Genomic DNA, 15,458 nt, shown 5'->3' with positions numbered 1-15,458 from the left:
CCGAGGCGGTGCGGACCGGCGGGCGGCGGCGATGTCCCGGGAGCTGCGTTGGATCTCGTGCCGGGCTATCATCACGGGCGCCCCGCCGACCCCGGGATCATCACGTCGCTGATCCGGGAGAGCGGCGCCACGGCAGCTTGACCAAAGTTCGCGACACTTTCCGGTGGCGAACGGAAGGCCGGCATATTAGCGTCCTTCCCATGGCTGTCAAGGTGCTTGCGATCGTTCTGGCCGGTGGAGAAGGCAAGCGCCTGATGCCCCTGACCGCGGACCGGGCCAAGCCCGGTGTGCCGTTCGGCGGCATCTACCGCATGATCGATTTCGTCCTCTCCAATCTCGCCAATGCCGGTTACCTCAAGATCGTGGTGCTGACCCAGTACAAGTCGCACTCGCTCGACCGGCACATCTCCAAGACCTGGCGGATGTCCACGCTGCTCGGCAACTACGTCACCCCGGTGCCGGCCCAGCAGCGGCTCGGCCCACGCTGGTTCGCCGGCTCGGCCGACGCCATCTACCAGAGTCTCAACCTGATCAACGACGAGTCCCCCGATTACGTGATCGTCTTCGGCGCCGACCACATCTACCGGATGGACCCGAAGCAGATGGTCAACGACCACATCGCCTCGGGCGCCTCGGTCACCGTGGCCGGCATCCGCCAGCCGCTGTCGCTCGCCGACCAGTTCGGCGTGATCGACGTCGGCGCGGACGGCAAGCGGATCCGCGCGTTCCGGGAGAAGCCGCGCGACGCCGTCGGCCTGCCCGACGCCCCCGACGAGGTGTACGCGTCGATGGGCAACTACGTGTTCACCACCCGCGCGCTCTGCGAGGCGGTCACCGCCGACGCGCAGAACCCGGACAGCAAGCACGACATGGGCGGCAACATCATCCCGATGCTCGTCGAGCGCGGCGAGGCGAACGTCTACGACTTCCGCGACAACGACGTGCCGGGCGCGACCGATCGCGACCGCGGCTACTGGCGCGACGTGGGGACGCTGGACTCGTTCTACGAGGCCCACCTGGACCTGATCGCCACCCTGCCGGTCTTCAACCTGTACAACCACGAGTGGCCGATCTTCACCAACTACGGCTCCTGGCCGCCGGCGAAGTTCGTGCACGGCTACGACGACCGCCAGGGCCGCGCCATCGACTCGATGATCTCCCCCGGTGTCGTGGTGTCCGGCGCCCTGGTCGAGCGGTCGGTGATCTCGCCCAACGTCCGGGTCAACTCGTGGGCGCACGTGGACGGCGCGGTGCTGATGGAGGGGGTCTCGGTGGGGCGGCGGGCGGTCGTCCGCAACGCCATCATCGACAAGAACGTGTCGATCCCGGAGGGCGCGCAGATCGGGGTCGATCTGGACCGCGACCGCAAGTTCTACACGGTGAGCGACAACGGCGTGGTGGTGATCGGCAAGGGTCAGCGGATCGAGCTGTGATCCGGGCGGGGGGGTCGCGCCGCCGGCGGTTGCCTCTCGACCTGGTCGAGGGCACAGGCTCCCGGGTGCTCGCCGCCCTTCCCGGGGAGGCACGCCCGGCGACGCACGCGGCCGGGCAGCCACCGGCGCCGGCCGGCGGAACGGCTCGGCGGCCGCCGAAGGGTACGCCGCCGGGCTGGTCAGCCGCGGTCACGCGGGGTGGTGCAAGGACGCGGCCGGAGTAGCAAGTAGTGGCGGCCGGTCAGGGGCGACGACGCGGAAAGTGGCGGGACAAGCGCGAGGGCGGGACCGGACTGATCAGCCGCGGTCGCGGAGGGTAGTGGAGGGGGCGACGCCGAAGCGGGCGCGGTAGGCGCCCGCGAACCGGCCCAGATGGGTGAACCCCCAGCTGTACGCCACCTCGCTGACAGTCGCCGCACCCGGATCCGCGCGGCTCAGATCGGCGTGCACCCCGTCCAGGCGCAGCCGCCGCAGGTAGGTCAGCGGGGACATACCCACGTGCTGGCGGAAGGCGTCCTGCAGGACCCGCACGCCCACCCCGGCGACCGTCGCCAGCTCCCGGACCGAGTACTGCCGCCACGGCTCGGCGTGCATGGCGTCCAGGGCCCGTTTCACCGTGCGCGGCCGGTACGGCCCCTGCAGTCCGGCCGGCTCCTCCCCGTACGGATGCTCCACCGTCAACGCCAGCCCGCTGACCACCATGTCACGCCAGCGAGCGGCCATCCGTGGCTGGCTGGCCAGGCCGTCGGGGCCGCGCAGCTCGTTGAGCAGCAGCCGGACCAGCGCCACCCAGGTCCGCCCCGGCCCGTCGACCAGGTCGAAGCTGGCGCCCAGCGGCAGCGGCGAGACCACCTGCTGGTCCAGCGCGGCGTCCAGCTCACGTTCCAGGGCGCCGCGCTCCACCTTCACGCTGAGCAGCCGGCACGACCCCGGCCACTCCAGTTCGATGTCGCCGGCCGGCCGGAACACCACGGCCCGGGTCCGGTCGGCGAGCACCACGGCGCCCCGGTGCCGGGAGAGCAGCTCGCCGGTCAGCGGCACCAGCACCTGGTACGCGGTCTCCAGGCCCTCGATCCAGACCCGGATGTCGGTGCCGTGCCCCACCTCGCCGACCGTGATCGACCCCAGCTCGACCACGTCGGCGCGGAAGTCGAACCGGCCGGGGTCACCGACCGGCTCGATGCGCGGCGCGGCGTAGTACAGCTTGCGGCAGAAGGCGCGGGCCTGCTCCAGATCACTGGTGCGCAGGGATTGGTGCACCGGAAGGTCGACCACGAGGCCCGCCATCGCTCCACCCTAGACCGTCAGCAGTGTTCTCCCGGGGACAGCTTGTTCCGGCCAGGTGAACTGAGCCACCGAGCCACCGCGGACGTCGACCTCGGTCAGCGGCTCCGCGCCGTCGGCCCAGATCGCGTACCGGCCCTCGGCCAGGCCGTCGATCACGACGCAGTAGGTGACGCCGCCGCGCACGTACCGCGCCCGGACCGCGGCGTGCTGCCGCTGCGACGGCGCGTCCGCCGGGCTGATCTCGATCTCGTGCCCGTGGAACCGGGCCGGGGTGTCGATGATCAGCGCGCCGATCGTGCCGCCGATGTTGAGCATGACCGTGCCCTGCCCCGACGGGGCGAGCGTGTGGTGGTGATGGGAGTGGCTCATGCCGGCACCGAGAATCCGTCGAAGGGGGTACCCAGGTAGGGGAACTTCTTGAGCAGGCGCGAGCTGACGTCCTTGATGCTCAGGCCCTGCTCGACCAGAGCGGCGGCGGCGTCCGGCTCGAACTTCTTGTCGACCAGCGGCACGGTGACGCCCGCGATGGCCCGCAGCGAGATGGAGACCACGTCGTCGGCGATCCGGCGGCCGTTGGGGAAGCCCGCCACGTCACCGCCGACCACGCCGAACGCGTTGGGTTTGGCGGCCGGCGGGATCGCCGTGTTCAGCCGGAGCATGTCGGCCTGCAGCTCGCCGGTGTTGTTCTGGAAGCCGTCGACGATCCCCTCCGGGATGCCGGTGAGCAGGATGGCGAGCAGGTCGGCGCGGTCCTTGCCGGCCTTGTTCAGGGCGGCCAGGTTGTCGAACAGGCCCGGGTAGAGCACCGGCAGCAGCGACGCCAGCTCCGGCTTGGCGACGAACTCGGCGAAGTTCTTGTCCTCGCTCGGCGGCAGGCTGTTCCACCTGTCCTTCTCCGCCATCGGGACGACGACCTCGTTGAAGAGCGGGTTGCCCAGGCGCGACACCTGGACCTGCGGGCCCACGTACACGTCTGCGTTCTTGCTGTCGCCGTTGCGGACCTGGACCTGGCGGCGGCTGGCCGAGGTCCACACGCCGATCACCGCGCCGGGGTCGCTGGCCTTGACCCGCTTCTTGCCGTCCCGGCGGACCATGTGCAGCGGGATCTGGATCGCGATGCTGTGCACGTTGGTCTGGTCGGTGGCGTTGACGGCCTTGCCTGCGTAGTTGAACAACTTCTGGCCGACCAGGTGCTTGTCCTGGAACGGGCGCAGCGTGCCGAGGTCGAAGATGGCGCCCAGGTCGACGAAGAACGCGTCGGCGCGCTGCCCGGCGAAGACCTTCTCGCCGCTCTTCAGCTTGTGCACGGCGTCGGCGGCGAGGCCCTCGTAGTCCGGGATGGAGATCTTGCCGACGTTGCACGGCGGGCAGGGCAGCTTCTTGGCCAGTACGGTCTGCTTGCCGTGCCGGTCGACCTTGGTCACCGAGAAGAACTGCCGCCGGTTCCAGTTCTCGCTGTCCAGCGACTCGATCTGGCCGGTGTTGTAGAGGAAGGTCCGGTCGTTGCGCAGTTCGGTGACGAACCGGAACTGGTACGTGACGTCCGGGCGCGCGTCGCCGTTCGCGTCGATGTGGATCTCGTAGAGCACGTCGTCGCCGAACTCGAAGAAGTTCGGACCGCTCGCCGGGATCTGCAGCGGGACGTAGTTCGCGATGATGGTGACCGTGTCGGGATCGTCGGGGCTGACGAACGCGTACAGGTCGGAACTGTCGGCAACCGGGTCCTTGCTGATCTCCGGCGCTTCGCGGTGAGAAGACATTGTTCTGCGTTCCTCCGGGTCAGCGAGCGGCCTTGAGCAGCTGGGCGACGAGCTTCTTGTCGGTCACCGTCTTCTTCGAGGCGCCGGAGAAGACGTCGATCGTGCCTTTCTCCGCGTCGCGGACGGAGACGACCAGCGGCGATCCGCCCGCCGACGACGTGGTCTCGTTCTCACCGGCGAGGCTGAGCCCGGCAACCGAGGCGGCCGACACGCCGACACCTGCGGCGGTGAGCGCGAGCATCCGGCGGCGGTTGAACCGCGGGAACGCCTGGGCACGGTAGCGACTTCGACTCATGCTGGGCCTTTCGTCTGTTGGGGGCCGGACGGGCGGTGCATTGTCGACGCCGGTGATTACGTGGTCGGCGATCGAGGGGTTCAAAACTTTTTTCCAGGCACCTCTCAGGACGACCGCCGGCGCCGGCCCAACAGGGCGACGATCAGGGCGATCAGGCCGCCGCCCAGCGCGCCGAGAATGAGCCGGTGGCCCACGGTGGCGGAGTCGTCCCGCGGCGACGTCGCGGCGGCCAGCACCGGGTCGGCGGACGGGGCCGGCGGCGCGGCGACGGAGGTGGTGGTGGCGGTGACCACGGGGGCGGCTGAGGCGCTCCTGGTCACGACCGGAGCGCTGGACCGCTTCGGCGCCGCGGTGGTCCTCTTCACCACCGGCGCCGCCGGGAAGACCAGATCGGAGCACGAGTAGTAGGTGTCCGGAGTGCTCGACGTCTCCCAGACGACGTACAGCATCTGCCGCCCGGTGCGCTGCGGCAACGTCACAGTCATCCGGTACGACCCCCCGGTCAGCGGCGGGTCGGTGAACGACGCCAGCGGCTTGCTGCCCAGGTCGGCCCAGGTCAGCTTCTTCGTGGCGTCGTAACCGGGCCGGGTCAGGAAGATCCGGAACTCCCCCCGGTGCGGGATCGTGCCCTCGTACGCAATCTTGAGCTTCTGCCCGGATCGCACCGGTGTCGAGGGGAAGTCGGTCCGCGCCAGGTCCAGCCCGCGGTAGTTGTCCAGCCCACCGCTGCACAGCTTGCCGTCCGGCACGGCCTTCCGGTCGTCGCCGTTCACGTCCGCGATCCGCAGGTTGTCGAACGCCCCGATGAATCCGCCGGTGGCGGCCTTGGCCGCGGCGCACGCGGCGGCCGTGGTCCTCGTGCCGTTGCCCGCACAGGCGGCCGACCGGCTGATCGGCGTGATCGGCGCGCCGTGCGCGGACGCGGGCACGGCCGGGACGGCGGAGGAGGCGACCGCGGCGAGGAGCACGACGGCACGGAGGCGGCGGACGGACACGGGAATCCCCCAGATGGATCACACGACCGGGACGTTCCCGGTCACCCGGGGATACGGAGATCCGGCACCGCTCGTTCAGCGGGCGCCCGGCTGTGATTGCATGACCGGGTCCGGTAACACCATTCGGGAGGATTCATGAACAAGCCCGACGTCGGTCCCATCCCCGACGAAGCGCCCACCGATCTCGTGATCGAGGACATCGTCGAGGGCACCGGCCCGGAGGCCAAGCCCGGCGAGTACGTCAGTGTCCACTACGTCGGCGTGGCCCAGTCCACGGGCAAGGAGTTCGACGCCTCCTACAACCGCGGCCAGGCGCTCGGTTTCCGGGTCGGCGGCCAGCAGGTCATCGCCGGCTGGGACCAGGGCGTGGCCGGGATGAAGGTGGGCGGCCGCCGCAAGCTGACCATCCCGCCGCACCTGGGCTACGGCTCGGCCGGCGCGGGCGGCGTGATCAAGCCGAACGAGACGCTGATCTTCGTGGTCGACCTCGTCGAGGTCCACTAGACCCGGGCGGAGGGCCCGGGGGCGTCCCCGGGCCCGTGCAGCAGGCCGGAGAGGCCGGCGGCCGCCTCCGCCTCGATCCGCGCGGCGACCGCCTCGCTTTCGGCGATCCGGGCCTCCTCGGCCAGCACCTCGGCGGCGACCTCGGCCACGTGCGCCGCGCGCCGCTCCTCGACCACGCCGGCCAGCGCCTCCGCGTAGCGCAGCTTGGCCTCGGCGATCTCCTGATCCAGCTGCTCGATCTCGGCCTCGCCGGGCCGGGTGTGCGCCCAGATCCGGTTCAGCTGGTCCACCGAGATGTCACCCCGCCGGTACGCCTCCAGCGCCGCCCGCTCCACCAGGGTCCGGCCCTCGTCCTTCGGGCCGGTCCAGGCGTCCCACTTCGCCTGCTGGTAATGCTGCTCGGCCTGGTCGCGCTCGTCGGCCGCCTCGGTCGCCCGCTCCCGCGCCGCGTCCGCGGCCTGCGCCGCCCGCTGCGCCGCGGCCCAGACCTCGCCCGCGCCGCTCTCCAGTTCCACGACCTCCGGCGCCACCTCGGGCTCCGGCGCGGCCGGCGAGCGCCGGCCGGCGAACACGGCCATCCCGCCGAGGGCCAGCACGGCGAGCAGGATCAGCGCCACCAGGATCTGCGCTGCCTCGATCCCCGTTCCACTCACGCCCCTCGACGGTAGTGGAAACGTGAGTCACCCGCACGTCGGGGGCTCATCCGGAGGCTCCGGTTCCGGATCGGGTCCGGGCTCGGGCTCCCAGGGCCCGTCGATCGGCTTCACTCGGCGTCCTTCAGGGCCGCGCAGCCGCCCGTCTCGTCCGGGAGCAGCGGCCGGAAGGTGACCTGCCACCGCTTGCCGCCCGAGGTCCACGGGGTGCGCAGGTTGGCCTTGGCCGCGGCCGCCCAGATCTCGTCCTTCTCCGCGCCGGTGGCCGCCACGCAGTGCAGGCCGGTGCCCGGGGACAGCTCCGCGCCGGGCAGCGCCGGGCCGGGCCAGGCCTGTGCCGGCGGGTTGAGGTCGTCGTCGGCCGCCACGTACTGCTGGGCCAGCGCCGCCACGGTGGCCGGCTGCCAGGCTTCCGCGGCGGACGAACCGGCCCCGGTGGTCAGCTCGTCCACCGCGTCCAGGTAGCCGGCCAGCTTCTTGCGGGCCGCCTGCTGGGCCGCCGACAGGTTCGGGTCGTCGCCGCGCGCCTGGCGCAGGGCCCGGACGCGTACCACCTCGGTCCGGCCACCGGAGGTGGCGGTGAGCACGGTGTCCGGGACGTCCGCGACGCCGGGCGAGCCGAGGTCCGCCCCGGTCCGCACGCCGGCCCGGACGGCGTCGTCCGCCCACTGCCGCGCCCGCTCCGGGGTGATCTTCAGGATCTGGAGGTTGGGCAGCGCCGGGCCGGGCGCGATGGCGGGCACCGGACCGTTGCTGATCACCCGGCCGTCGGCGTAGATCGTGACGTCGGGCAGCCGGCCGTGGGCGTAATTGGTGGGGACGAAGCCGCCCTTCTGGGCGATCCGGACCAGCACTGTGGCGTCCTCGGCGGGGACCGGGGCGCTCTCGGCGACCGGGGTGGATCCGGCTTCGCCCGACCGGGCGCACCCGGCCATCAGGATCAGGGGGACAGCGGCGGCGGTCAGCAGGCCGCGGGTTCGGGTCATGACCGGTACGACGAGGCGGCGCCGCCGCCGGTTCCGCGCCCGGCGCGGATTCCCGCCGAAAGCATGGATCTTGGTGCGGAAGACCGATCTACGGTACGACCCGGGCACTGTTCCCGAGCACCGAGACCACGTCACCGGGATGCAGCTGGCGTCCCCGCCGGGTGTCGACCTCACCGTTCACCGTGACGTCCCCGGAGGCGATCAGGACCTTGCCCTCGCCCCCGGTGTCGATGAGGTCGGCCAGCTTCAGGAACTGGCCCAGCCGGATCATGTCGCCGTCGATCGGCACGTCGCGCATCGGGACATCATCCGGCACCCCGGGACGCCGGCCGTCACCAGGGTTGGTGCGGCGTTCGGAAAGTGTCGGAAAAGTTTCCGGCGGCCGTTGAACCTTCGGGGCCCGTGATCCGAACTAAATCTCGTGAGGTATTTGGGAACAGCGCTCACTCTCGTGACGACCGTCGGGGTGCTCGGCGCGACCGCCGGTCCGGCGTTCGCCGACGTGACGGTCAGCCCGGCCAGCGTGCCGCAGGGCAGTGGGCAGAACCTGACCTACCACGTGGTCAACGACGGCGCCCGACCGTTGACGCAGGTCACCCTCCAGATCCCGGCGGACAGCCCGATCGCCGAGGTGTACCCGCTCTCGGTGGACGACTGGGCGCCGCGGATCGAGTGGCAGAACCTCAGCCAGCCGCTGAAGACGATCCACAACGGCAGCCCGGTCACCCAGGTGCCGAAGGCGATCACCTGGGTAGCGGTGGGCGGCGCCTCGATCCCTCCGGGCGGCGCGGCGGACCTGAGCGTGGCGGTCGGCCCGCTGCCCACGCTCAGCTCGATCACCTTCGCGCTGACCGGGAAGTACGCCGACGGCAAGGCCGCGCCCGGGATGACCGCCAGCCTGGCGCTGACCCCGGACCCGGACGGCAGCGTCGCCGCGGCCGGGCACGCGCACGCCGCCACCGGCGCCCCGGCCGCCGACGAGGACGCGCTGTTCCGGCAGGCGGTCGCGGAGGCGCAGGACAACGACCGGGGCGCCGCGGTGCTCTCGCTGGCGGGCTGGGTGGTGGCCGGGCTGGCGCTGCTCGGTGCGGGCTGGCTGGTGCTGCGCGGCCGACACCGGGCCCGGGAGGAACCGGACGAGGGCCCGTCCCCCGAGGACGACGAGACCACCGCGCCGGAGGCCATCGCTCCGGTCGAGGAGAAGGAGACGGTCGCGGCCGGCCGCTGGAGCCTGAAGAGCTGACGAAGACTCCCCCGCAGGCAGGGTCCTGCAGCGGGAACCCTCACGCGGGTGGGCGTGAGGCAGTCGTGGGCATGCGCGTGGGGCGCACACCACGACAGGCGGGTGGGGCCCCGGGCAAGGTCCGTGATCCGCGCGGCGGGCGGGTGGGAAGGCGACTTCCCACCCGTCCGTCTAGACCGGCACGACCCGCTCGGTGCGCAGCGCGTCGATGATCTCACGCTGGACGCGGTCCGACTCGTCGTGCGGGACCTGGCAGGTGCCGGCCGCGATGTGCCCGCCGCCGCCGTACCGCAGCATCACCTCGCCGATGTCCACCGGCGACGTGCGGTCCAGGATCGACTTGCCGCAGGCGAAGACGGTGTTGAGCTTCTGCCGGCCCCAGAGGATGTGCACCGAGACGCGCGCCTCCGGGAACAACGCGTACACCATGAACCGGTTCCCGGCCTCGATCACCTCCTCGTCGCGCAGGTCGACCACGACCACGTCGCCGTCCAGCCGGCTGACCCGGTGCAACTGCTCGACGAAGCGGGCCGAGCAGTCGTGGAAGAGGGTGGCCCGCTCGGAGACGTCCGGCAGGGCGAGGATCTCGTGCACGTCCTGGTGCTCGATGCAGGCGTCGATGAGCTGCATCATCAGCTGGTAGTTGGAGATCCGGAAGTTGCGGAAGCGGCCCAGGCCGGTCCGGCTGTCCATCAGGAAGTTCAGCAGCGTCCATCCGGTCGGGCTGAGGATGTCGGTGAGCGAGTAGTCCGCGGAGTCGGCCTGGTCGACAGCGCGCATCAGGTCGTCGGAGACCTCGGGGAACCGGTCCACCCCGCCGAAGTGGTCGTAGATCACCCGGGCCGCGGACGGGGCGTCCGCGTCGATGATGTGGTTGCTCCGGTCGCCCTCGTTGCGCAGCGTCTCCGAGTGGTGGTGGTCGTAGACCTGGTAGGCGCGGGGGTCGTAGGGCAGGTTGGTGAGGATGTCCCGGTCGGTGATGTCGACGACGCCGTCCTGCACGTCCTTGGGATGCACGAACATGATGTCGTCGATCATGTCGAGGTGCCGTAGCAGCACGGCGCAGACCAAGCCGTCGAAGTCGCTGCGAGTCACGAGCCGGTACTTCACGGGGTCCCCCTCGGTTGCCAGACCTTTGCGCCCATTTTGCCACTTTCATCGGTTAGGTCTTCGGCGCATCGAGGGAAGCGGCCGCATTGTGCTCGGCGGCACACATCGGGATGAACCATGGGCGGGGGCCGCTGCGTAAGGTTCAAACGGACGCAACGACCGGTCGGAGGACACGGAGTAATGGACCAACCACAGCTCATCCAGGAGCGCAGCGCGCCACCCGCCACTCTGGTGATCTTCGGCGCCTCCGGTGACCTCACCCGCCGCAAGCTGTTGCCGGCGGTCGAGAGCCTGGCCCGCCACAACCGCCTGCCCGACCAGTTCGCGCTGGTCGGCGTCGCGCGCACACCGATGTCCGACGAGCAGTTCGCGGACAGCGCGCTCGGCGGCCGCAGCCTCTCCGAGAAGCGGCAGCTCACCGGCGGCATCCGCTACGTCTCGGGCGGCTACGACGACCCGGACACCTACAAGCGCCTCGCCGAGACGCTCGACGAGCTGGACGCCCAGCGCGGCACCTCGGGCAACCGCCTGTTCTACCTGTCGACCCCGGCCAACGCGTTCGAGCCGGTGATCTGCGGGCTGGCCGGCGCCGGGCTCAACCAGGCGAACGAGGGCTCGTTCTCGCGCCTGGTGATCGAGAAGCCGTACGGGCGGGACCTGGCCACCGCGCGCGAGCTGGACGGCGTCGTGCACGCCGCCTTCGACGAGCCCAGCGTCTTCCGGATCGACCACTACCTGGGCAAGGACACCGTGCAGAACGTCCTGGCCCTGCGCTTCGCCAACTCGATCTTCCAGCCGATCTGGGACCGCTCCTGGGTCGACCACGTGCAGATCACCGTGGCCGAGACCCTCGGCGTCGGCACCCGCGGCGGCTTCTACGAGTCGGCTGGCGCGATGCGCGACATCGTGCAGAACCACGTGCTCCAGGTGCTCGCGCTCGCGCTGATGGAGCCGCCCGCCTCGTTCGAGTCCGAGGGCCTGCGCAACGAGAAGGTGAAGCTGCTGCAGGCGATCCGGCTACCCACCGACCGTGACATCGCCGACGCCGCCGTCCGCGGGCAGTACACCCGCGGCGGCACCCGCGAGGAGCTGATGGCCGGCTACCGCGAGGAGGTCGGCGTCGACCCGCTGTCGCGCACCGAGACGTACGCGGCGCTGCGGCTGAACGTGGACAACTGGCGCTGGGCGGGCGTGCCGTTCTACGTGCGCACCGGGAAGCGGCTGCCGGCCCGGGTCACCGAGGTGGCGCTGCAGTTCCAGCGCCCTCCGCACCTGCCGATCCCGACCAACCAGCTCACCGAGCTGGACGCGGACGCCCTGATCCTGCGCATCCAGCCGAACGAGGGCATCTCGCTGCGCTTCGGCGCGAAAGTGCCGGGCCACTCGTTCCGGGTGCGCACGGCCAGCATGGAGTTCTCCTACGACCAGACGTTCGTCGAGGAGTCGCCGGAAGCCTACGAGCGGCTGCTGCTGGACGCGCTGCTCGGCGACGCGTCACTGTTCATCCGCAGCGACGAGGTGGAGCAGTCCTGGCGGGTCGTCGACCCGATCATCGAGCACTGGGCGAACGACCGGTCGCCGATCCCGACGTACGAAGCCGCGTCCTGGGGACCCACCGACGCGGACCGGCTGATCGGGCGCAACGGCCGCAAGTGGCGCAACTCGATCTGAACACTGCGCGTGTGGGTGGGCTCGCATAGGGTTGACCTTCCACCCCCAGTTTCGATCTCGTGGCTCGCGGGGAAGCGAGACTTCACACAGTGGCCGGCGTCGGCCGCGGAGAGGTCGCATACCGGCGTGTACTTCGCCACGCGGACGCCGCCGGTACCGCATGGGCCAGGAGATCGGAACTGGGGCTCGCCCCCCGAACGGAAGAACTCAGCACAATGCAGGTATCGGTCGCGCACCATCCACCGAACACGGCCGTCCTCGTCCTGCGCGGTTCCCTGGACATCGATACCGCGCCCGCTCTCAAGGCCAACCTCGGCCGCCTGGTCGAGCGTCCCACCCCGCGTGTCGTGGTGGACGTCGCCGGCCTCGACTTCTGCGACTCGATGGGCGTCGGTGTCCTGGTCACCGCCCACGGCCGCGCCATGGAACGCGGCGGCTGGGTCCGCCTCGCCGCGCCGTCCGGTTTCCTCCGCCGCCTCTTCGACACTCTCGGCCTGACCGACTACCTGCCGATGTTCCCCGACGTCGCCACAGCGTTGAAAGAAGACTGAGCGGCACATCCACCGCCCAGCCCCGTCGCGCCGCTCCCTTCCAGGGGGCGGCGCGCGGTTCCCCGCTGCCCGTACTCCCCGGGCAGCCCACCCACGCGACCGCCGCCCCACTCCGGCCCTGCCGCGCCTCCCGCACCCCGACTGGCCCTCATGGTTCTCCCGACGCCCTTCGAACAACCATGACTGCCAGCTGAAACCACGAGCCGCGCCGCACTCGCGCCCACCAAGCGCCTCGCGCGGACGGAGAAACGCGGCGCGCGTCGTGGGTCGAGCCGCGGCGCGCGTCGCTGCGGGCCGCGGGCGGGGATCAGCGGACGCCTGTGGAGACGGCGTCGAGGGCCGCGACCGCGGCGCCCCGCGCGCCGGCCATGTCCAGATCGGCGACCAGGGCGAACGTAGCCGCCTTGGCCTGCTCGTCACGGAGCTGGGTGTTCTCCCGGACCGTGTTCAGGAACCACTGCCGGAAGTGCGGCGCCGCCTCCACCACACCGCCGCCCAGGAAGTACGCCGCCGGATCGGTGAAGTTCGCGGCGATCGTGAACAGCTTGCCGATCGCCCGCGCCTGCTGCGTGAAGACCGCCGTGGCGAGCGGATCATCCTTCTCCCCGTACCCGCGCAGCAGCTTGGCCGCCCTGTCCACCGGCTCGGCGGCGAGCGGGTGGTCCGGGAAACGCTTCACCCAGTACGGCAGCAGGTTGTTCTTGATCCCGGTGAGTGACGCGATCGCCTCCACGTCACCCTCGAACCCGCAGTTGCAGACCGGCACGGGCTGGTCCTCCTCGAGCACGCCGTGCAGCGGGATCTGCACGTGGCCGAGCTCCCCCGCCATGCCGGCCGCGCCCTTCACCACCCGCCCGTTCTCCACCACGCCACCGCCGAGGCCGGTGCCGACGATCGCGGCGACCGACGACGTCTCCATCGCGGCGGTGCCGAAGTGCCGGTGGTGGGCGTAGAGCGCCGCGGCGTTGGCGTCGTTGTTGTAGATCACCGGGAGGCCGAGGCGGGCCTGCAGGGCGCTGCGGATGTCGAACCCGTGCCAGGAGATCTGGTTGAAGTTGGTCGCGCCCTTGGAGGAGATCACCCCGTCGGCGCTGGCCGGGCCGGGGGTGTCCAGGCCGACGGCGCGGACCAGGGACAGCGGCGTGCTGGTCAGCTCCAGGATGTTGGCGAACGCCTCGGCGAGCGACTCGACGGCCGACTCCGGCCCGTCCAGCACCCGGGACGGGTTTTCCACCAGGTTGTTCACCAGGAACTGCCCGGTCGCGTCGAGGACTGTGGCGTTGTTGCAGGTGCCGCCGTTGTCGAGCCCGACGACGACCCAGGACGACGGGGTACGTACCGCTTCAGCCTGATCCACGAGCAGAAGCCTACGTCCGTCACCGGTGTCCGGTCACGGGTGCTCGTGGATTGCGGACGCGTTAGTCACGGTTGCGGCCGCGACGGGCCCGGCCGCGCGGGCCGAAGCAATTCTCGTGACGACGACGCGCCGTACCCTCATCGCCGGAACCGCCGCCGTGACCGCCGGGTTGGTCCTCGACGCGCCGGCGCCGGCGGCGGCCGCCGCGCCCGGGCTGAGGCTGGACAGCGACCCGATCGCCCACCTGCTGCGCCGCGCCACCTTCGGTTTCACCCCGCAGTCGCTGGCCGAGGCCCGCCAGCTGGGCGCGACCGCGTGGCTGGACCGCCAGCTGGCCCCCCAGCGGATCGCCGACGCGGACTGCGACCGGCTGCTGCGGCGGCTCCCGCTGGCCGACGCCACCCCGGCCGAGGTCCGCGCGGCCCTGCCGAAGAACTCCTACGAGGGCTTCCGCCAGCTGGGCCGGGCCGCGATCGCCCGGGCCGCGTGGAGCGAGCGCCAGCTGTTCGAGGTGGTCGCCGGCTTCTGGGCGAACCACCTGCACGTCGCCGCGCCGTCCAGCGGCATCTGGGACAGCCGGTGCGACTACGACGCCCGGGTGATCCGCAGGCACACCTTCGGCCGTTTCGCCGACATGCTCAAGGACGCCGCCCGGCACCCGGCCATGCTGACCTACCTGGACCAGCGTTCCTCCTCCGGGGCGCACCCGAACGAGAACTACGCCCGTGAGCTGATGGAGCTGCACACGGTCGGCCTCGTCTTCGACGAGTCCGACGTCCGGGACGCCGCCCGGCTGCTGACCGGCATGACGGTGAGCAAGGCGGGCAATTACGTGTACGACGCGTCGGCGCACGCCACGGGGGCCGTCGACATCCTCGGCTTCCGCCACGCCAACACGGCGGGCGACGGCGAGTCGGCGGCGCTCGCCTTCCTGGACCACCTGGCCCGGCACCCGGCCACCGCGAAGACCATCGCCCGCAAGCTCGGTGTCCGCTTCGTCGCCGACGAGCCCCCGGCCGCCCTCGTCGCCCGCCTGGCCCAGGTGTACCTGGACAACGACACCGCGATCGTCCCGGTGCTGCGCGCCCTGTTCGCCTCACCCGAGTTCGCCGCGTCGACCGGCCGGAAGGTCCGCACCCCGTTCGAGGACCTGATCGCCGCGGTGCGGGCGCTGGGCCTGCGCCCGGAGGTGAGCGGCGTGAAGGGCCTGGACGCGCTCTACGAGGTCCTGGTCCAGGCCGGGAACGCGCCGTTCCGCTGGACGCCGCCGAACGGCTACCCGGACACCGCGGCGCCCTGGGCGTCCCCGTCGGCGTTCCTGCTGCGCTGCAACCTGCACCTGAACCTGGCGGCCGGCTGGTACCCGAAGCAGCTGACCCGTCCCGCGGATCTGCTGCGCTCGCTGGTCCCGGCGCTGCCGGCGACGTACGGCGGGCTGGTCGACGCGCTCGCCGTCCGGCTGATCGGCACGACGTTGCCGCCGGCGCACACCGCCGCGGTGCTCAGTGTCGCCGGGAAGTCGCCGAACTCTTCTCTCGACAAGTCGCTCGCCGGGCACGCTCCGTACCTGATCGCGCTCGTCCTCGACGCGCCGTCCTTCCAGCTGAGGTGAT

16 protein-coding genes are annotated in these 15,458 nt (G+C 71.3%); 6 read left to right on the top strand and 10 right to left on the bottom strand.

All coding sequences use genetic code 11. The annotated features are described in order from the left end of the window. Window positions 1-200 precede the first annotated feature (200 nt). The gene (glgC, locus tag Asi03nite_RS04370) at window positions 201-1,433 is read left to right on the top strand and encodes a glucose-1-phosphate adenylyltransferase (protein ID WP_203677096.1); all 1,233 of its coding nucleotides are present in this window, start codon (window positions 201-203) and stop codon (window positions 1,431-1,433) included. A 297-nt stretch (window positions 1,434-1,730) separates the two neighbouring features. Here the strand turns inward: glgC and Asi03nite_RS04365 are convergent, their stop codons facing one another. The 5 genes from Asi03nite_RS04365 to Asi03nite_RS04345 all read right to left on the bottom strand — a co-directional run bounded on the left by Asi03nite_RS04365 (window position 1,731) and on the right by Asi03nite_RS04345 (window position 5,770). Next, window positions 1,731-2,720 (bottom strand): AraC family transcriptional regulator, encoded by a 990-nt coding sequence (locus Asi03nite_RS04365; RefSeq protein ID WP_203677095.1) that lies wholly within the window; start codon window positions 2,718-2,720, stop codon window positions 1,731-1,733. 9 nt (window positions 2,721-2,729) lie between these two features. Continuing rightward, window positions 2,730-3,089: a phospholipase gene (locus tag Asi03nite_RS04360; protein WP_203677094.1), complete on the bottom strand. Its 360-nt coding sequence runs from the start codon at window positions 3,087-3,089 to the stop codon at window positions 2,730-2,732. Next, window positions 3,086-4,480 carry a DUF4331 domain-containing protein gene (locus Asi03nite_RS04355; protein WP_203677093.1) on the bottom strand — a complete coding sequence of 465 codons (1,395 nt, stop codon included), beginning with the start codon at window positions 4,478-4,480 and terminating at the stop codon, window positions 3,086-3,088. Before Asi03nite_RS04355 ends, Asi03nite_RS04360 begins: the two co-directional genes overlap by 4 nt. Window positions 4,481-4,499: 19 nt before the next feature. Beyond that, window positions 4,500-4,775, bottom strand: coding sequence for a hypothetical protein (locus Asi03nite_RS04350; RefSeq protein WP_203677092.1), 276 nt, complete (start codon window positions 4,773-4,775; stop codon window positions 4,500-4,502). A 104-nt stretch (window positions 4,776-4,879) separates the two neighbouring features. Continuing rightward, complete coding sequence (locus tag Asi03nite_RS04345) at window positions 4,880-5,770, bottom strand: lytic polysaccharide monooxygenase (RefSeq protein WP_203677091.1); 891 nt, start codon at window positions 5,768-5,770, stop codon at window positions 4,880-4,882. A 135-nt stretch (window positions 5,771-5,905) separates the two neighbouring features. On the opposite strand from Asi03nite_RS04345, the gene Asi03nite_RS04340 reads away from it, so the two are divergent. Beyond that, the gene (locus Asi03nite_RS04340; RefSeq protein ID WP_203677090.1) at window positions 5,906-6,274 is read left to right on the top strand and encodes an FKBP-type peptidyl-prolyl cis-trans isomerase; all 369 of its coding nucleotides are present in this window, start codon (window positions 5,906-5,908) and stop codon (window positions 6,272-6,274) included. Here the strand turns inward: Asi03nite_RS04340 and Asi03nite_RS04335 are convergent. The 3 genes from Asi03nite_RS04335 to Asi03nite_RS04325 all read right to left on the bottom strand — a co-directional run bounded on the left by Asi03nite_RS04335 (window position 6,271) and on the right by Asi03nite_RS04325 (window position 8,211). Beyond that, the gene (locus Asi03nite_RS04335; protein ID WP_203677089.1) at window positions 6,271-6,927 is read right to left on the bottom strand and encodes a hypothetical protein; all 657 of its coding nucleotides are present in this window, start codon (window positions 6,925-6,927) and stop codon (window positions 6,271-6,273) included. The two genes, Asi03nite_RS04340 and Asi03nite_RS04335, sit on opposite strands and share 4 nt — an antisense overlap. A 110-nt stretch (window positions 6,928-7,037) precedes the next feature. Further along, window positions 7,038-7,913, bottom strand: coding sequence for a hypothetical protein (locus Asi03nite_RS04330; RefSeq protein WP_203677088.1), 876 nt, complete (start codon window positions 7,911-7,913; stop codon window positions 7,038-7,040). Between the two features lie 88 nt (window positions 7,914-8,001). Next, window positions 8,002-8,211 (bottom strand): RNA-binding S4 domain-containing protein, encoded by a 210-nt coding sequence (locus tag Asi03nite_RS04325; protein WP_203677087.1) that lies wholly within the window; start codon window positions 8,209-8,211, stop codon window positions 8,002-8,004. Between the two features lie 153 nt (window positions 8,212-8,364). Between Asi03nite_RS04325 and Asi03nite_RS04320 the strand changes: the two genes are divergently transcribed. Next, the gene (locus Asi03nite_RS04320; RefSeq protein ID WP_203677086.1) at window positions 8,365-9,156 is read left to right on the top strand and encodes a DUF1775 domain-containing protein; all 792 of its coding nucleotides are present in this window, start codon (window positions 8,365-8,367) and stop codon (window positions 9,154-9,156) included. 171 nt (window positions 9,157-9,327) lie between these two features. Here Asi03nite_RS04320 and Asi03nite_RS04315 read toward each other — a convergent pair whose 3' ends face one another. Beyond that, window positions 9,328-10,266, bottom strand: coding sequence for a DHH family phosphoesterase (locus Asi03nite_RS04315; protein WP_203677085.1), 939 nt, complete (start codon window positions 10,264-10,266; stop codon window positions 9,328-9,330). Window positions 10,267-10,446: 180 nt separating this feature from the next. On the opposite strand from Asi03nite_RS04315, the gene zwf reads away from it, so the two are divergent. Continuing rightward, the gene (gene zwf, locus Asi03nite_RS04310; RefSeq protein ID WP_203677084.1) at window positions 10,447-11,937 is read left to right on the top strand and encodes a glucose-6-phosphate dehydrogenase; all 1,491 of its coding nucleotides are present in this window, start codon (window positions 10,447-10,449) and stop codon (window positions 11,935-11,937) included. Window positions 11,938-12,152: 215 nt separating this feature from the next. Beyond that, a complete protein-coding gene (locus Asi03nite_RS04305) occupies window positions 12,153-12,488 on the top strand; it encodes an STAS domain-containing protein (protein WP_203677083.1) in 336 nt (111 codons plus the stop codon). 307 nt (window positions 12,489-12,795) lie between these two features. On the opposite strand, the gene Asi03nite_RS04300 is transcribed toward Asi03nite_RS04305, so the two are convergent. Continuing rightward, window positions 12,796-13,845, bottom strand: a complete 1,050-nt coding sequence (locus tag Asi03nite_RS04300; RefSeq protein ID WP_203677082.1) for an ROK family protein — start codon at window positions 13,843-13,845, stop codon at window positions 12,796-12,798. A 115-nt stretch (window positions 13,846-13,960) separates the two neighbouring features. On the opposite strand from Asi03nite_RS04300, the gene Asi03nite_RS04295 reads away from it, so the two are divergent. Next, a complete protein-coding gene (locus tag Asi03nite_RS04295; RefSeq protein ID WP_203677081.1) occupies window positions 13,961-15,457 on the top strand; it encodes a DUF1800 domain-containing protein in 1,497 nt (498 codons plus the stop codon). Window position 15,458 lies beyond the last annotated feature (1 nt).

The organism is Actinoplanes siamensis (assembly GCF_016862395.1).
Taxonomy (GTDB): Bacteria; Actinomycetota; Actinomycetes; order Mycobacteriales; family Micromonosporaceae; genus Actinoplanes; species Actinoplanes siamensis.
Note: the sequence above shows the minus strand (reverse complement) of the source record. Positions and strands in the feature narration are given on the sequence as shown.

Coding starts and splice junctions, on each gene's coding strand:
- glgC (WP_203677096.1), top strand. CDS start 201: ATGGCTGTCAAGGTGCTTGCGATCGTTCTGGCCGGTGGAGAAGGCAAG.
- Asi03nite_RS04365 (WP_203677095.1), bottom strand. CDS start 2,720: ATGGCGGGCCTCGTGGTCGACCTTCCGGTGCACCAATCCCTGCGCACC.
- Asi03nite_RS04360 (WP_203677094.1), bottom strand. CDS start 3,089: ATGAGCCACTCCCATCACCACCACACGCTCGCCCCGTCGGGGCAGGGC.
- Asi03nite_RS04355 (WP_203677093.1), bottom strand. CDS start 4,480: ATGTCTTCTCACCGCGAAGCGCCGGAGATCAGCAAGGACCCGGTTGCC.
- Asi03nite_RS04350 (WP_203677092.1), bottom strand. CDS start 4,775: ATGAGTCGAAGTCGCTACCGTGCCCAGGCGTTCCCGCGGTTCAACCGC.
- Asi03nite_RS04340 (WP_203677090.1), top strand. CDS start 5,906: ATGAACAAGCCCGACGTCGGTCCCATCCCCGACGAAGCGCCCACCGAT.
- Asi03nite_RS04330 (WP_203677088.1), bottom strand. CDS start 7,913: ATGACCCGAACCCGCGGCCTGCTGACCGCCGCCGCTGTCCCCCTGATC.
- Asi03nite_RS04325 (WP_203677087.1), bottom strand. CDS start 8,211: ATGCGCGACGTGCCGATCGACGGCGACATGATCCGGCTGGGCCAGTTC.
- zwf (WP_203677084.1), top strand. CDS start 10,447: ATGGACCAACCACAGCTCATCCAGGAGCGCAGCGCGCCACCCGCCACT.
- Asi03nite_RS04305 (WP_203677083.1), top strand. CDS start 12,153: ATGCAGGTATCGGTCGCGCACCATCCACCGAACACGGCCGTCCTCGTC.